Consider the following 17,868-nt stretch of genomic DNA (forward strand, 5'->3'; position numbering starts at 1 on the left):
ACGAGGTGAAAAAATTGTTTTTGGTAATTTTCTTTACTGCTTTGATTTTAGTTTTGGCCATGAGAGAAATCTATGTCCATAACAAACGCATCAATAGTATCCCTGTTCGTATTAACATCAACGGGATACGTGGTAAGTCAACGATTACTCGATTGATTTACGGAATTTTAAGAGAAGACCAAATGAAGGTTATTGGTAAAACAACAGGAACAGATGCACGTATGCTGTACTGGTATACAGATGAAGAGTTTCCGGTTGTACGTAAACCTCAAGGTCCAAATATTGGGGAACAAAGGGATATTTTGAAAATAGTGAATAAGGAAGGCGCTGAAGCCATCGTCAATGAATGTATGGCTGTTAACCCTGACTATCAAATTATTTTCCAGAAACAACTATTAAAAGCCAATATAGGGGTCATCGTAAACGTAATGGAAGACCATATGGAAACGTTAGGTCCAACATTAGACGATGTGGCGGAATCTTTTACAGCAACAATTCCTTATAATGGAAAACTTGTTGTAATGAAAGATGAATACACAGACTTTTTTAAGAAAGTTGCAGATCAACGTAATACAGAAACAATTGTTGTTGATAAAGATGACATCGATGAAGCGTTATTACGTCGCTTTGACTACATCGTCTTCCCTGACAACGTCGCAATTGCCATAGGTGTTGCCAAAGCAGTAGGTATTAAAGAAGACAGAATGATTGATGGTATGTTAAATGCGCCGCCTGATAGTGGTGCCGTTCGCGTTAAATACTTTAATAAAAACAATACACAAAATGTCTTCGTCAACGCGTTTGCCGCAAATGAACCGAAATCAACAAAAGCAATTTTACAAAAAGTTATAGATTATAAATATCCATTCAAAAAGATTGTTATCATTCTTAACTGTCGTGCAGACAGATTAGATAGAACGAAATTGTTCGCTGAAAACTTCATTACTAATGTGGAATATGACACGTTAATTTGTGTTGGTAAGAGTACACAAGCTGTTACTGAAGCTATGAAAAATGAACGTCCAGATAAAAAATATTTAAACTTTGAAGGTCGTCCATTTAGTGAAATCGAACAAGCAATTTTTGAAGAATGTCATGAAGCGTTAATCTTCACTGTCGGAAATATTCACGGTAGTGGTAAACAAGTCATCAATTTAATGGAAGGGTTGGATTAATTTTGATAGGTTCAGAGTTATATTTCTCGCTATTCGTAGGTATTGTATTAAGCTTAATCTTTGCCGAAAAATTTGGTATTACACCTGCTGGACTCGTAGTACCTGGTTACTTGGCACTCATATTTGATCAGCCAATCATGTTATTGTCTATTTTAGTGATTAGCTGTCTGACTTATTTTATCGTCGTACACGGCGTAAGTCGCGTCGCAATTTTATACGGACGCCGTAAATTCGCTGCAATGATTTTAACGGGTATGATACTCAAATTCCTATTTGACCTTATCTATCCATTGACACCTTTTGAAATTGTACAACTTTCAGGTATCGGTATTGTCATTCCTGGTATCATTGCAAATACGATTCAAAAACAAGGTACAATCACTACATTAGCATCTTGTATGTTATTAACAGGTATCACATATATCATTCTATTTGCTTATAGCTTTATTAAGTAAAAGGGAGCTAGATTATGTCGAAAAAGAATAAATTAAATTTAGAAGAACGGATACTGCGCAATTCGAAAAATCAAAAAAAGCATAATTCAATTTTGATGCTTGTGGTTACAGTGGTTGCGATTGGCCTACTCGTGTTTTTCATGTTGACTACAAAAACTGAAGACGTGAAAGTTTTCGGTAAAGAAGATAAAGGTCTCCATATGACATATTTAGGCAATATCACTTTAAATGAAAACATTCGTCAAAATGATTTAAAAAATATGTTCAGTTCAGTATCTGACATCATTAAAGATAGCGATTATGCTTTAGCAAGTGTTAACGTCAACAACTTTGCGAAAGACCCTCAACGTAACATTGACAAAAACTTAAAAAACATTGGTTTCTTAAACCATTTAGGATTTAGCACTATCAATTTAACAAACAACTCTGTGGATCTTGAACAAATCAAACAAATTACGAGACAAGCAGACGCGAAACACGGCTACAACTTTACAACAGGTAACGGCTCAAACCCTTTAAACAGTAAAATCACTAAGAAAACCGTTAATGGTAAAAAAGTCGCAAGTGTATCATTTACAGACGTAAGTTCTAAATATATGGACCCACGTAAAGCAACGACATCTATCGCACTTGAACCAAAGATATTTATGCCACTCGTTCAAAAACTTAAAAAAGACAATGATGTCGTAGTGGTAAATGTTGACTGGGGTATTCCAGATGAACCTAACGTGACGAATCGTCAAAAACAATACGGTCGTGCACTTGTAGATGCTGGTGCCGATGTGGTTGTTGGTCACAATACCGTTGTTCAAGAAATTGAAAAATATAAAGGTTCAAGCATTTTTTACAGCTTAGGTAACGTAACTTCAGATAAATTCTTATCAGAAAACAAAAAAGGTATCGCAGTGCAACACACACTTAATGGCGATAAGAGCAAATTCCAAATCACACCAATTCGTACAACAGGTGACCAAGTGACTAAAGACAATATGAACGCGATTGAAAAACAAAAATTCTATAATCGTATCTCTAGTCCATCTGTTAAATTAAAAGAAGCCAATGGAGGTTACACATATGAGAACTAAAAACTATATTCTTTATGGTGTTATCGTGTTACTCATTTGCGGAATATTCTTCTTAATCATCAACAGTAATGCAAATGACACTTTAGATAAATACGAAAAACATGATTTAAAACAAGAAAAACACGTTTCATTACAACAACCAAAATCTAACCAAACTGAAAATAAAAAAAGCGCATTACACGCATCTTTAAAAAATGACACATCAAACCAAACAGCGCACACGTCACAAAATAACCAACAGGTTGCCTTAGACGGAGGTCAATCCCATGAGTATTTACAATAAAAAATTACTCGGCGTTATTTTAGTTATAATGATCATCGCTTCGGTTGGGTTCTACTACCTTAACCGTGATGAACAAGTCGACAAAGACCAATTATATGAAAATAAACTCGCATCACAAGCATCTAATGATAATGCGAAAAAATCATACGGTGTTTCTACAAATAATGAAATCGCACGACAAGTTGGTAATAAAATTATTAAAGACGGTGGTAACTCTGCCGATGCAGCATATGGTGTTGCATACACGTTAGCTGTCACAGAGCCATTTGCCGCTGGACTTGGTGGCGAAGGAACTACCCTCTCCTACTCTGGTAAAAAAGGTGAACAACCAAAAGTTTATGATTATAACGCAGTTTCATCACACCAATATAAAAATGGTGACAAAATTGGCGTTCCTGGTTTTGTAAGTGGTATGTCTCATATGCACGCAAAAGAAGGTAAAATGAGTGAGAAGGAAATTTTAAATTATGTCATTCCACTCGCTGAAGATGGTTTCCAAGTCAATACAGACTTAGAAAAAATGTTATTAAAATACAGTGCAATCGTTGATAAAAAATCTCCATTTGTTAAAGATGGTAAAGTTGTTAAAGCCGGTGACGTTGTTAAACAACCTAATTTAGCAAATACGTTAAAACATATTCGCGATAATGGCGCAGACGGTTTTTATAAGGACCTTGGTCCTAAAATCGCTGAACAAACGCATGGCAACTTAGACGCCCAAGACTTCAAAGACTTTAAAACAAAAGAGAAAAAACCAATCTCTACAGAATATTTAGGCAACCAAGTCTATACATCACCGAACCCTACTGGCGGTATTTTTACATTACAATCATTGAAAATTGATCAAATGATTAACGGTGAATTGGGAGAAGATACACCACAATCCTATATTGATGGAACCGTAAAAGCGCGTAACGTAAACTATAAAAACCGTTATATCGTAAATGATGAAAAACCTATTAATAAGCAAAAACTTAATGATGCTTACCTTTCAAACCATGCAGAAGAATATAAAGATGTTAAAAACAAATTTGATTTACAAGGTGAGGCAAATACAGCGGGTTCACACTTTGTTGTGATTGACAAAGATGGCAAGATGATGAGTTCGACAAATACATTGAATAACTTCTTTGGCAATGGGCAATACACTGATCAAGGTTTCTTCTTGAATAATGCACTTGATCGCTTCTCTAAAACACCATCAAGTGACAACAAAGGTGGTCCTAACAAAACACCACGTTCTTACATCTCACCTATGATTGTTGTCGGTGAAAACTATCACTTCGGTACAGGTACACCTGGTGGGAACAAAGTACCAACATTGTTACAACAAACAATGTCACAATATTTACGTGATAAAGGATCACTACAACAAATCATTGAAAAACCACGTTTCTATAACGATGGTGACAGCATTTATTATGAAAATGGTATGGATGATGACAACATTAAAGAGTTTAAAAAATTAGGTTACAAACCGCACAACAGCTCAGATAATCCTAACTATGGTAGTGTACAAGGTGCAGCCTACTTCAATAAAGATAAAAAAGTTGAAACGGGCCATGATGTTGAAGTCAGATAAAAATTATTAAAGGCGACGCTCAATCGAGTGTCGCCTTTTTCATATGTTATTTACGATGAAGAGGATCTCTCTTCGACTTTGTGATAAAAGAAATACTTGTACATACAATTATTGTTACAACAAGTATAATCGCAAAGACGGATGACACACTTGAAAAACGGAATCCAATTTCCCATCTTTCAGGTGTTATATGAACATAAAAGTTAATAATGATAAGTAATAATAACAGTAAACTCGATAACATACCTACAATATCAGCGATACGACGTAGACGTGAATCATTTGTGTTTTTCATAGTTGTCACACCTCTTTTTTAACAATATTATAGCATAAAAAAATAATTAGAACTTGCTATAGAAATCGCTTTCACAGTTTTGTAATGTATTCAATATTGACGTGTATATGAGACATTGGACGCAGGTGATATTAAATCTAATATTACACCGTTCTATCCCACCTTACTTTTTACTTTTCTTGAGCAATAAAAAAGGAGTGTACGCGCTATGGCGTCACACTCCTTTTTTATGTTATTTCTTTTTCAAACGTCCGCCAATAAAGGCTGTATACATCACACCTGCAATGATTCCGATGATCATTGTAATCAGAAGTAACGTGCGATGCGGTGGTGTATAAGTCAGTTCAATGTGTTGCTCACCTTTTTTAACAGGAATGATTGTCTGCATTCCATTCCCTTTCTTCACATCGACCGCTTTACCATCGGCTGTTGCTTCAAATCCATCAACATAAGGTGTTGGTACAACAAGATAACCTGAATCAGATTTATTTTTAGTAAATGTATAACCATTTTTCGTTTCTTTCACATTTACTTTTTGTACATCTTTCGTAGCTGATTTTAGTGTTTCATAGTTTTCACCGTACACACCTTTTAAATGATATCGGTATGTGCCTTTAGAAAGTTTTAAACGCAACGTATCATCGGCTTTAACGCGAAAAGTTATTGGTGTTACACCGCGTCGATACGTATAATTTAAAGAACTGCGACTTTGTTTATATTCATTCAGTTCAACTTGATGCGCTTTATCTTTCGGTTTTACCATTTCTAAATCCATTTCAACATATAAATCTTGATTATCTTCTGCCACCGTTTTAGGAACTTTAAGCTCTAGACCACCGTCGTCTTTTTTAACTTTTAAAAGACGTTTGCCATCTTTGAAATCTGCGTCTTTGGTGTCTGATTCTACAAGGCTCGCATAATTAGTACTTTTTTGAATATCACTATTCGCTTTCGTACCATCATTGAAGACAACACCTTGTAACATTGCGTGTTCACGATCAATTGGAGATTTTAAATCTTTAGGGTCGTATACTTTATTCGTTATGTGCGTACTTGGATATTGAATGGTATCTTTCGAATATTGGTACTTATTGTCTTTTCCATCAATTACTTTTTCAGTTTTAAAACCATAAGGCATCGTATCATCTTTAGGGTTCTTAAAGCGATCTTTAGCATCCCATAACGCCATTAAATTGGCACGATTGCCTAATAAACGATGCGTACTGTTTTTATCAATAGGTTGGGCGATTTGCATCGTTTTATCATAATAATGTAGCACATCACCATTAAACAAACTTGAATATATGGACAAGCCATTGTAGCCATATATAAATGGCGAATTCAGTGCTGAAAATGATAAATATTCTATACGAGAAAATGGATTTCCTTTTTGTTGAATCTGGTCAAATTCTTTCTGAAGTGCATCACTGTGATATTTATCTTCAGTCATTGACGCGATAGGACGTTCATAAATTGTCATATGAGATTGATGATAATCGACAATCATCATCACTTGTTGAATGAATATGAGTCCAATCCATACGAAATACATTGCTGGATGAGCAAGCCATTGACGTTGCCATAATATAACACCCATCACGATGAAGATTAATAATGTCACCCACATCCAGTTCATTGTGGCATCGTATTGTGTATACATTAGCGCCATCACGATTACAGTCGGTATGGCCGTTATCATGAATTGTTTAAGATGTACTTCTGAAAAATAGCGTATAAATAATGCGATAAGTACACTAGAAGATAAACATAAAATATAAATCCAACGTCGTGATGGCAATGAAAAACCATTAAAAAAACTATCAAAATATGGTGTAAGTGAACCTACTAGTAAGATCCACGTTAAAATCGCAAATAAACGATAATAATAGTATTTGTATAGATTCACCGCAAATAGTGCGATAAATGTCAGTGTTGAAATCGTAATGTAAAAGCCATTAGAGAAAATATGATATTTTTCTGTAAAATCTATAAATAACGTCAAATTAAGATGCGGGTTAATTTCTCTATTATTTTCCATAACCGCGGATACACCTGTAAAAAATCCTGGAAGACTGATTAACAAACTTATAAAGGCAGCAATCGCCAACATCCATAGTTTTTGAACACGTGACACCACATCATTAGCATGTGGTGCAATGACACGGTACAGAAAATAAAACCCTAAAATAATCATTTCATAGTACGCAAAATAGAAATTCGCAAACAATGTTAATGCAATAGCGATGATGAATAAGCCTATTTTACGTGCTCTGAAAAAACGTTCCATTGCCCATATTGACAATGGCAATAAAATTAACACTTCGCCATAAAATGACCATGTAAAATTAAAATATATCGTTACGACAGATACGGCATACATGATAGTCGCTAAAATTGCAAATAAACGACGCTCAGGCTGTAAATACCGAAAACAATAGTAACTCACGATGGTTGTTAAAAATACACGAATATATGAAATAATGACCTGATTTTGGGCCCAAAACGTCATATCATGTGTTGGCAAATGAAATATCATGTCTAAGATGCGAATAATAAAGAAATAGATAATCATCAATGGACTTGTTGCATAATAGTATGATAGCCCTTTCGTATAATCGCCACCTAAGCCGAAATCTGTATCATAAAAACTTTTAAATTCTGTATAGTGTTCATACAAATATTTTTGAAAAGGCATTAATTGACTAAACCCATCCCCTTTTCCGGCAAATGCAATGCCATTGACAAAAGTATTGTAGAAAAATGGGATAAATACTAATGTTGTAAGTAAAATACTAAACAAAAATATGTGTATGAAACGTTTTGATTGTTGTTGAAAATGTCGAATCTTTCTCGACCTCCTTCTCTTTCTTTTAAAGTACGATTTTCAACATAGCAACGATACTATAAAATCAGCATTCATGCACACAAAATCATTCAATTTAATAATATTTTTAAAACGTCATCTTTTTGATAAGAAACTGAAATTTCTGTAGAATTTTTGTAGGAATTTTGCAATTTTGATGACATCACAAAAGACGAAACGCTTCATAGCGCTTCGCCTTTTGTGTAAAAATTGTCAATATAGATTGGTTATGATTTTAACGCTTCAGCGACACCATCTGTGAAACGTTCCATCGTATTCGTCCAATTCGCCGCATATATACGTGATACACGACTAGAATCCCCATTTTTAAAGAAATTATGAATCGTTGAATTAGATACTTCTAGTTGCACGCCTGCTTGTCGTTTGTTCATGTTAGTAATATTTTTAATACCTTCACCTGCAATATTGCCGTTTGCTTCCTTAACGATAAAACCTTTGTGTGTAAGACTATCCATGATTTTGTGTTTAAGCGCGGTATCACGTCCGCCGATATACACATCCGCACCCTCGCGTCCTGTTTTATGAATTGTAACTGTACGTTCAGATTGACCTATCATTTCACGTGCTTTAGGTTCATCATAGTTAATTGATGTCACGTGTAATTCAGAATTATTCTGAGGTCTAATACCTTGGAACGTATAATACCCAGCATTTGCTTTTTTTGCTATACTTCCAGCTATTTCAGTAGTACCTGGTTCGATACCACCTCCATGAGGCGCGACGATTACGGTTGGGTTGTGCTCATCTTTAGTAAAAATTTTCCAATCGACACCTTCTTTTGTAGCTTTCATCAATTGTGTCATTGATCCATAATGATCATTTGCATTACTTGATTTAGAGAAAAATGTTAAATACAGCATATTCGTTATTAGTACACCCGCAATCAGTAAAATAGAAATAATAATTTTTTTCACAAAACTTCACCCCACTTTTTAAAATAAATACTTTGGCATATTGCATATTTTACAAACTATTTTGTGACGTTCTTAAAAGTCGTTGTCTTATATGTATATACAAAAAACAAATCATTAATCATAAATCGTTGAATTTAGTAATTAATTTAACAATTAAAACATCAACAAAATAATGTTAAGCCGTGCATGCGCAGACACTTGCTTCAATGACATAAAATTGTAATTTCACCTCATTGATATGACTATTATTTGGAAAGTTAGCCATGCCCAAACTTTAGCTATCCGCATCATTTCAAGCATTTACACTTTAATGGGAGATTTCATATCCCTGTCCCTTAAATCAATTATATAGAAAGTCCCTTCAAAAGTTATGTGAGAATAGTGATGACTTTTACATTTTTTCAAAAGAACTTTGTACAGTAGAAGTCTAATAGCGATTATACGGGAAAATGCTTCACATGTGAAATAAAATATATTTCAAATATATAATTTCTTCTATAAAAATATTTATATTCATCACTATCTTTGAACTTCATCCAATCATATGTTAGTATAATTTATATACTAAAGAAGAAAGGTGATAGTGTATGAATTTTACAAGTAAATGTGTTGCAGTGGGTGTATTAGCTATAGGGGCCGCGTCATTTGCGAGCGGTACTTCCGAGGCAGCTGGACTTAGTCAGAAAGAATACAACGATCTCGCTTCTTCTCTCGACTATGATATTCATACAGTGAATGCACAATCATCAACAGCACAAGCAACGCCTTATAAAGGGTTAAGCCAAGATGAATATCAAAATTTAGCGACTCAATATAGCTAAATTAAAAAAACAGCCGGCCAAGTGTAAGATGGTCGGCTGTTTATATTTAGATGTTTTTTAAGCATTAGAATTATTGATTCCCGAATTATTATTGCCAGAATTATTCGAGTTGTTTGAGTTATTATTTCCTGAATTGTTATTTCCAGAGTTGTTATTTGAACTATTATCGCTTGAATTACTACTATTATTGTTGGCATTATTACCTGAGTTGTTACTGCTTGAAGTAGATGATGCTTCTCCACCTTTACGCCCTGCTTCCTCATAACTCATATTACCATTTTGATTATTAGATTCTGCCATAATAGTAAACCTCCCTAAGAAATAGAGCCTTTGTATCGCTCATTAATATCATACCTATTCCAAAGTATTAGAAACATTGTTATGGATTCTATTTTTTTAATGATAATACGCGCTGCAAAGGATATATATCCCTATTCAACATAGTTGAATTAAAGTGTTTATCTTAACCTATTCATTCAGAAAAAAATAAGTGTCTGTCCTCGCATAAATTCGAAATATCTTATTTGAAATTCACTCCAATTTCTTATTCATTTGAAAATACACTTCAATCTAAACTTAAAATGCTAACAATTTAAATTAATGGTTTTGCTTGAGTTTTTGTAATATAAATGTAATAATGTAATTGAAATGTAATACAAAAAGAAGGTGTTATTATGAAGAAATTGTCAAAGGTTTTACTCGCAAGTACACTTGTGACTGGCGCCCTTATTGGCACTCAAGCATTAACGCCTGAACAACCAGTCGCACACGCTGCGACATCCCCTTGGTATGCATATCATGGACAAACAACATTTGGTGGTGCCTTTTATCTTGATGGTCATTTTAAAAATGCGGTTCAGCACCGTGGTTTAACGTTTAATGGCTACAAAATTTCCGCACCTTTTAGTAAAAAGAATATTAAATACGTCAAAGTCCATGATCAAGGTATTGCTGTAGTCTCTGGCAAAACCGCAAGCAGTATCATGTTTCCAGTTTCAAAAGGAACTTCTATTCAAAAAGTAAAAATGAGCTACGGCAAACCTACAAAAGTATTTGAATCTGCACAAGGTACGGTCTACCGTTATCAGTACAAACAGGCAACCATCGATTTTACAGAAGCACATCACCAAGTCACTATGATTACGGTATCTAATGGACTTTAAACAAAAAAGCCTAGAAGCAATCTCTGCTTCTAGGCTTTTTAACTTGATTCAATTAGTAACGGTCACGTGGGTCACGACGACGTTCACGGCGTTGTTCACGACGCTCTTCAATATCTTCATCTTTAACGTAATTTGATTTTTGTTCCGCTTCACGGCGTTCAATTTCACGTTGATCTGCATCAAATTCGCTATGTTCGAATTGATCATGACTATGTGAATGATCTACATGTGTTTGGTCAAAATCTGAGTGATTGTGATTTGTGTAATCATAATTGTCTTGATGATTACCTTGTGCATGATTCGCTTGTTTAGATTTTGAACCAAATAAACCATCATCATAGTTACCATAATCTGGATTACGTTTATCTTCTTCAATACGGTTTGACAAGCTGTTTAATTGCTTTTCAGCAAAGCCACGTCCACCAATACCAAATGCGATAGCAAATGCAACTGCAACAGCACCTAAGATTAATAAGAATGCAACGTTAACAATGCTTTGCGCAAAGTTTAATTGATCTAATGTCATAAATACGGCCACAATGATTAATAAGTATTTAACGACTTGCGCAAGTAATGTATGACCTGTTGCACGGCGAACAAGTTTAGCTAAAATGTTACCACCGATAAGACCTAAACCTAAAATGATAATACCTGAAATCACTAATGGTAAGTAGCCAATAATTGCTTTACCAATACCATTTAAGATTTCTAAATTTACAGTTGTTAAAGCTTGAACGACAAAGAATAATCCAATTAATATTGTAATAACCCAACCTGCAGCTTCAGGGATGTCGATCCCTTCTCTAGAGCTGTTTCCAAAGTTCACATAGTGGTTAAAACGACTCACATTTAAACTTGCAAGTAAGTTTTTCACTAATGTACCTAACATTTTAGCAATGAATAAACCTAATACTAAAATGACAATCGCAACAATAATTTTTGGCGCGAATTCAAATACGCTGTTCATCATACCTTTAATTGGTTCTGATACTGATTTCATACCTAAAGCATCAAATACCGGCGGCAAGAATAATAAGAATACTAGGAAATACGCTAATTTACCAAGTGTACGAATTAAACCTTCTGATTCTGAACATTTACCTTTATGGCCATCATGTGCATGATTGTTATTCACTAACCCTTTACGCTCTAGCCATTTATCTACACCTAATGCGTTTAAACCTTTAACAATAATATTTTTTACTACTACAGCAATAATCCATGCGAGTAATAAAAGTAAAATAGCACTAATTAAGTTCGGAATGAAATTGACAATTGTTTCAATAGCACCCTTGAATGTTCCCCATACGTTGTTCATATGTACTGCCTCCTTAAATTTTGATTTACCTAACTCTTGTGTACCCTAGTTAAAACAAAATAATCACAAAATATAAAAATTTTGCATAAACTTTCTAAATAAAGAGGGCTATGAATTTTATTGATATTGGTGAACATACCTCTGACTGATGATGTGACTAATGAGCCCCATCGTCAAAATGATGCTCGCAAATATAAGCGCTGTTGAATAGCCAACTGTATGAGCGAGTATCACCCCCGCTACATATGGGGCCATCATTTGACCAAAGCTATAAATAAATGTCATTAATGAAACAACATGGCCATTCCCTATTTCATATGCAATTTTTTGACCTTGCGACATAAATAATGTCGTCAATCCTAAAAACGTACTACCAAATAGCATAGAACTAATCATTAATGCAATCATATTTGTTGTGAGGATTGGCATTAATACTGCAATTACTTGAATGACAAAACACATTTGAGTTGCCCGACCATTCCCTATTTTTTCACCAATAATCGACCACATCACTGTAGAAGGTATCGCACCGAGTCCGACAAACATCCAACTTAATGGCGCATATGGTTCAAGTTCTGGTATTGCTTTTATGAGCGCTACCAGAAACGTTCCAGTCACGATATACCCTGCCCCTTCACTAAAATAGGCAAGATAATATGTAATGTAATACGCACGTGGATATTTACGGCGTTGTGTGTGCGTCGTTATGTTCTCGGTATGCGTCATGCGCGGTGGTTCTTTTAACATCACCATAACAATACATGCGAGCGCAAAGGACACGCCTCCTAAAATCATCCACGTCATATCCCAATTATGTGTATCTGTATAAAAGAAAACAAAAATACTACTTGTGAATATACCTGCACCTACTGCACTATAAAGCAACCCACAAATCGCATGTTTACCTGCACGTCGTAACGCCTCAAGTGCGACATTCGATGCCAATACAAAGCCGACACCACTTGCAATCCCATTTAACAACCTTAAAATACTCCACATCCAAAATTCTGTTGTGATACCAAGTAAAAACATCGTAATCACGTTAAGTAACAAATATAACTTTAAATCAAAGACTTTCGAACGTATCAGACTAAACATTGGAATAATGGCACCAATTAAGTAGCCTAAATAGTTGAACGTTGCTAATAATCCGGCATCTTTATCTCCCAAGTGTGTCGCCGCTTGCATATAAGGCATGATTGGTGTATATGCAAAACGCCCTAACGCAATGACCACAAATAATGTAATCATCCCCATTAACAGTTGATGATAAGCCAATCTCGTTTCTGTTTTTTCTGTCATCCCCTTCACCTCTTTTATTTCTTCTAGTCATATTTTATGAAATGCATTGTTTCTCCCACCTAAATTTTCAATCTATAAAATATATATTAAAGTATTATGATATATCGCAGAAATATTTTGTCTTAAAATTGTCATAAATTCTAATAAATTTTTATCTCTTTGTAACCCACGACCGTTTTAGATTTGTTAACCTAGGACGCGTAACTTTTTTTATTGAGCGTATAGTTCCAGAACGCTTGATACTTGAATCAAAACATTCTAGGAGGACAATCAATATGAAAAAAGTACTTATCGCTTCATTAGCAACTGTTTCACTCTCTTTAGGTACAGCAGGTATTGTATCTGAAGTTGCATCGACACATGCTGCTACACAATCAACTAATGAAGTTTATAAAGCATTTATCCAAGCAGGTGGCACGAAAGCCATGTGGGATAACATCGTAATGCCTGAATCAGGCGGGAATCCAAATGCGGTCAATGAACTTGGCTATCAAGGATTAGGTCAAACGAAAGAAGCTTGGGGTACTGGTTCAGTAGAAACACAAACGAAAGGCATGATTAACTATGCTAAAGAGCGTTATGGTTCTATTGATAAAGCGATTCAATTTAGAATTGCTAATGGTTGGTGGTAAAGCCTTACCCTTCCTTTAACACATACGTTACACCCATTGACATGTGTGGCGTTTCATATAGAGTTAAAATCCAAGACTTTAATTCAATATGGTGTTATACACAAACGTTCGTAGGTGAAAACCATTATGGCGACGTATTGATATAACAAAATCCCTCACAATCATCACTGTGAGGGATTACTTATTTTATTGAATTACTGCTCAAATAGCTTATATGCTTCTCTTTGACCTCTTAACCCCTTTTGGAATTGAAGTGCGTAATCGTTAAACGCCTTGATTTGGGCTTCAGTTGGTTCAACTTTTTCTACTTTAGTATTACGGAATACATTGTAGTCTAAAAAGTGGCTTAAGGATGTTTTATTCGTTTCAGACATATATGATGCAAGTAATGCGATACCCCAAGCACCACCTCTATGTGCTGTCGAACGCACTTGCACAGGTACATCGAGTGCCGCTGCTAAATCATAAGCGACGGTTGGGGATTGAAATAACCCCCCATGCGCCGTAATACAATCGAATGCTAAATCTTCAGCTTCTGCTAAGCGTGCTACACCCATTTTCAACGTTACAAAACTACTATAAATATGACTCTTCATAAAGTTAGCCAAGTTAAACTGACTGTCGCGATGTCTTAAAAATGTCGGTGTTCCTTGTTTCACGTCAGTAATAAATTCACTGGAAACATAATTATAATTGAGTAAACCACCTGCATTTGCATCAGCTTTAGATAATGTTGCTAGTAAACGTTCATATAAAGTTGTGGCGTCGACCGACACATTGAGCGCTGTTAATACTTCTTCAAACAAATGCATCCACGCATCTAAATCTGATGTCCCATTATTCGCATGAATCATCGCAACATCATAACCATCTGGAGTGCTGAGGATATCTACTTCTGGATACGGCCTTGATAAGGGTTCATCTAAAACAAACATTGAAAAAATACTTGTTCCAACAGAGACATTACCCGTTCGGGGTTTAATACTGTTTGTTGCTACCATCCCCGTCGCAGCATCTCCTTCAGGTGGGCATAATGGAACACCAGCTTCTAAATATCCAGAAGGATCAATACGCCTTGCGCCTGCTTCAGTAAGTGTACCAGCACATTCCCCCGCCTCTAAAATATGTGGTAACATTGTTTCAATCTTATGTTCATAACCTTCTTCAACTAACAAACGATCATAGCGGTCCATTAAATCCGCACGATAATATTGTTTTTCAGTATCTATAGGAAACATTCCTGATGCGTCTCCAATGCCACTGACATGTTCGCCCGTTAACTGCCAATGCACATAACCCGCAAGTGTCATTAACTTAGCGACGTGATGCGCATGCGGTTCTTTATTCATAATCGCTTGTTCAAATTGGGCAATACTCCATCTTTCAGGAACATTGACTTGAAATTGATAACTTAAGAGTCGGCTCGCAAAATTCGCATAATTATTACGCCACGTGCGAAATGGCACGAGCAATTCGTCCGCTTCATTAAAAGCAAGGTATCCGTGCATCATGCCACTAATACCGAGTGCATTTATTTTCCTTAATGTACGCCCATATTGTTGTTTAATTTGTTCTGCCATTAAACGGTAACTTTCTTGGATCCCAATCCAAACATCATCTAAATCATAGGTCCAATAACCATCACGGTATTGATTTTCCCATTTATAAACCCCTGAAGCGAGTGGTTGATAGTCTGGTCCTACCGCTACTGTTTTTATGTGTGTAGAACCTAATTCAATCCCTACAGTAATGGCGCCAGACGCTATCCATATTTTAGTTTGTTGATTTTCCAAGTTTTTCACGTCCTTTGATGTACATTACTCTATTTTTATAATGGGAGTTACACATGCGAAACCAACGTGGCATTTGACATGAAGCTGAAATAAGACAGCGTATCAACGGTACGACAAATGCTAAACTGTAATCATCAGTACACTTCATATCACACGCATCACATAGTCATCTGATCATCCATATAGCGGTCGTTTAACTCCTCTGTACATAAAGCTATCCTATCACCTTTTAATCCTTTAAAGCTAAACATAAGCAATCTTCATACTTGATCATACGCATTTCAACGCCATTTTCTAAGAATATCTCCTTGTTACTCAATGCCAATGTCAATCAACATTTGATGCTTTACTTTACCCTTATTTATCCCCCATTCGTCACCACAATAAAAAAATTTTCGCAATAAATTGTCCGAAAACTCTTAATTTATTACGCAATATGTTTTAAATTATAAGTATGCACATTATTTAGGGGTATGGTTTAAAAAATACACTTTTGCATTACGTCACGACACACTTATTAGGAATATTTTGTTTAAGTGAGATACATAGAGAGACCTGACATTTGATGTGGAAGTTCAAAGGAGAGGGAGAAATATGACTGCGATTAAAGCATTCACAGAATGGTTATGGGGCTTTCCTATCGTAGGATTGCTATTGATTTCAAGTTTATTTCTAACAATTTATTTAAAAGGGGTACAATTTCGTCATTTCGGTTACATGATGAAACAAACTTTTGGCAGTATTAATAAGACACCACGCGGTGAAGGAACCATTACACCGAGGCAAGCACTCACTTCTGCGTTATCCTCGACAGTGGGTGCCGCAAACATTGTTGGAGTCCCAACTGCTATTATGATGGGCGGTCCTGGCGCTGTCTTTTGGATGATTGTCATAGCCTTTTTAGGTATGGCACTAAAATTTAGCGAGAACGTTCTCGGTATTCATTATCGTGAGAAAAACGCCAAAGGTGAATTCGTTGGTGGTCCAACGTACTATATGAAAAATGGTTTCAAGAATAAAAAATTAGGCATGATATTTGCATCTGTTTTTGCATGTGCATTAGCATTGGAAATTATTCCAAGTGTCATGGTCCAAGGACATTCTGTAGCAAGCACTGTACATGATACGTTTAATGTACACAGTTTAATAACTGGATTCGTTATCGCTGCGTTAGCGGCACTTGTAGTATTCGGCGGTGTAAAACGAATCGCAACATTCACTGAATTTTTAGTGCCAATTATGGTAGGTCTTTACTTACTTTTAGGATTTATTATTATTGCGTTAAATATTCAACATTTTCCAAGTGTTGTAGGGTTAATTATTGAAAAAGCTTTTAACCCTGATGCCGCTTTAGGTGGTAGTTTTGGTGCCGCACTTGCGACAACGATTCGTTGGGGTTTTGCGCGAGGTATCTATTCGAATGAAGCTGGTTTAGGGACGTCACCGATTGCACATGCTGCAGCTAAAACAGATCATCCTGTGCGTCAAGCGTTTTGGGCAGTAAGTGAGATTATTGTTGATACACTCATCATTTGTTCGACAACTGCATTTGTCGTCTTAATGTCTGGTGTTTATACAGCAAGTGATGCCAATAAGAAATCTGCTGCACTTACATCACGCGCTTATGAGGATACCTTTGGCCTTTTTGGTAGTGCAACCATTTCTATTTCCATGGTTTTCTTCGTATTTTCAACAATCATTGTTGTGATGTACTACGGTTCACGTATGGCAGAATTTTTATTTGGCATGTGGGCAGGCACACTGATGAAAATCATCTATACCGTTTCAATAATCATCGGTTCGATTGGTGTGAACGAAATTCTTTGGAATTTACTAGATTTATCTTTAGCAATTGTACTGATTCCAAATATCATCGCCGTCATTCTCCTTGCACCACAAGTTAAAAAACTAACAAACGATTTCTTTACAAACTATAAAGGGAAACGTGATTAACTTCATACAATAATCAAAGCTAGGAGTTAGCTCCTAGCTTTTTTGTTTTGTCATTCATTCCACTATTATATTGAGCGCATGAATTGATAAGTAATATCAAACCATTACAAAAATATATAGGTAAATTATTATTAAAATAAAATATAGGGCTTGGGACCGGTTTCAATACAATCTATAAATTATATATTATTGTCAAGGAGGTAAATAAAAATG

At 35.5% G+C, this 17,868-nt stretch carries 16 protein-coding genes; 9 read left to right on the forward strand and 7 right to left on the reverse strand.

From position 1 onward, the window contains the following. Positions 1–14: 14 nt before the first annotated feature. Genes pgsB through CD172_RS11235 form a run of 5 tightly spaced genes read left to right on the forward strand, consistent with a single transcriptional unit; the run spans position 15 to position 4,580 of the window. On the forward strand, positions 15–1,175 hold the full coding sequence (gene pgsB / locus CD172_RS11215; protein WP_060551893.1) for a poly-gamma-glutamate synthase PgsB: 1,161 nt from the start codon (positions 15–17) through the stop codon (positions 1,173–1,175). Between the two features lie 2 nt (positions 1,176–1,177). Next, positions 1,178–1,630, forward strand: coding sequence for a poly-gamma-glutamate biosynthesis protein PgsC (pgsC, locus tag CD172_RS11220; RefSeq protein WP_037565797.1), 453 nt, complete (start codon positions 1,178–1,180; stop codon positions 1,628–1,630). Positions 1,631–1,644: 14 nt separating this feature from the next. After that, complete coding sequence (locus CD172_RS11225; protein ID WP_085622853.1) at positions 1,645–2,715, forward strand: CapA family protein; 1,071 nt, start codon at positions 1,645–1,647, stop codon at positions 2,713–2,715. Further along, on the forward strand, positions 2,705–2,998 hold the full coding sequence (locus CD172_RS11230; protein ID WP_037565794.1) for a hypothetical protein: 294 nt from the start codon (positions 2,705–2,707) through the stop codon (positions 2,996–2,998). Before CD172_RS11225 ends, CD172_RS11230 begins: the two co-directional genes overlap by 11 nt. Then, positions 2,982–4,580 carry a gamma-glutamyltransferase gene (locus CD172_RS11235; RefSeq protein ID WP_060551896.1) on the forward strand — a complete coding sequence of 533 codons (1,599 nt, stop codon included), beginning with the start codon at positions 2,982–2,984 and terminating at the stop codon, positions 4,578–4,580. Before CD172_RS11230 ends, CD172_RS11235 begins: the two co-directional genes overlap by 17 nt. A gap of 46 nt (positions 4,581–4,626) precedes the next feature. Here the strand turns inward: CD172_RS11235 and CD172_RS11240 are convergent, their stop codons facing one another. The 3 genes from CD172_RS11240 to CD172_RS11250 form a co-directional block, all read right to left on the reverse strand. Then, on the reverse strand, positions 4,627–4,875 hold the full coding sequence (locus CD172_RS11240) for a hypothetical protein (protein WP_060551897.1): 249 nt from the start codon (positions 4,873–4,875) through the stop codon (positions 4,627–4,629). 232 nt (positions 4,876–5,107) lie between these two features. Continuing rightward, the gene (locus CD172_RS11245) at positions 5,108–7,675 is read right to left on the reverse strand and encodes a YfhO family protein (protein ID WP_209050302.1); all 2,568 of its coding nucleotides are present in this window, start codon (positions 7,673–7,675) and stop codon (positions 5,108–5,110) included. A 290-nt stretch (positions 7,676–7,965) separates the two neighbouring features. Next, positions 7,966–8,673 (reverse strand): poly-gamma-glutamate hydrolase family protein, encoded by a 708-nt coding sequence (locus tag CD172_RS11250; RefSeq protein WP_037565790.1) that lies wholly within the window; start codon positions 8,671–8,673, stop codon positions 7,966–7,968. 587 nt (positions 8,674–9,260) lie between these two features. Here CD172_RS11250 and CD172_RS11255 point away from each other — a divergent pair. Further along, positions 9,261–9,494, forward strand: a complete 234-nt coding sequence (locus tag CD172_RS11255; RefSeq protein ID WP_103346403.1) for a hypothetical protein — start codon at positions 9,261–9,263, stop codon at positions 9,492–9,494. A 57-nt stretch (positions 9,495–9,551) separates the two neighbouring features. Here CD172_RS11255 and CD172_RS11260 read toward each other — a convergent pair whose 3' ends face one another. Further along, on the reverse strand, positions 9,552–9,794 hold the full coding sequence (locus CD172_RS11260; protein ID WP_179142027.1) for a hypothetical protein: 243 nt from the start codon (positions 9,792–9,794) through the stop codon (positions 9,552–9,554). A 374-nt stretch (positions 9,795–10,168) separates the two neighbouring features. Between CD172_RS11260 and isaB the strand changes: the two genes are divergently transcribed. After that, on the forward strand, positions 10,169–10,657 hold the full coding sequence (gene isaB / locus CD172_RS11265; protein ID WP_103346404.1) for an immunodominant staphylococcal antigen IsaB family protein: 489 nt from the start codon (positions 10,169–10,171) through the stop codon (positions 10,655–10,657). A gap of 52 nt (positions 10,658–10,709) precedes the next feature. On the opposite strand, the gene CD172_RS11270 is transcribed toward isaB, so the two are convergent. Continuing rightward, positions 10,710–11,975: a mechanosensitive ion channel gene (locus CD172_RS11270; protein ID WP_103346405.1), complete on the reverse strand. Its 1,266-nt coding sequence runs from the start codon at positions 11,973–11,975 to the stop codon at positions 10,710–10,712. Between the two features lie 117 nt (positions 11,976–12,092). Next, entirely contained in the window at positions 12,093–13,277 is a 1,185-nt protein-coding gene (locus CD172_RS11275; protein ID WP_103346406.1) for a YbfB/YjiJ family MFS transporter, read from the reverse strand. A 275-nt stretch (positions 13,278–13,552) separates the two neighbouring features. Between CD172_RS11275 and CD172_RS11280 the strand changes: the two genes are divergently transcribed. Next, a complete protein-coding gene (locus CD172_RS11280) occupies positions 13,553–13,909 on the forward strand; it encodes an aggregation-promoting factor C-terminal-like domain-containing protein (RefSeq protein WP_060551903.1) in 357 nt (118 codons plus the stop codon). 194 nt (positions 13,910–14,103) lie between these two features. On the opposite strand, the gene CD172_RS11285 is transcribed toward CD172_RS11280, so the two are convergent. Continuing rightward, the gene (locus CD172_RS11285; RefSeq protein WP_103346407.1) at positions 14,104–15,702 is read right to left on the reverse strand and encodes a xylulokinase; all 1,599 of its coding nucleotides are present in this window, start codon (positions 15,700–15,702) and stop codon (positions 14,104–14,106) included. Positions 15,703–16,296: 594 nt separating this feature from the next. On the opposite strand from CD172_RS11285, the gene CD172_RS11290 reads away from it, so the two are divergent. Next, entirely contained in the window at positions 16,297–17,655 is a 1,359-nt protein-coding gene (locus tag CD172_RS11290; RefSeq protein ID WP_103346408.1) for an alanine/glycine:cation symporter family protein, read from the forward strand. Positions 17,656–17,868: the final 213 nt, after the last annotated feature.

Origin of the sequence: Staphylococcus agnetis, assembly GCF_002901865.1 — a bacterium.
GTDB lineage: Bacteria > Bacillota > Bacilli > Staphylococcales > Staphylococcaceae > Staphylococcus > Staphylococcus agnetis.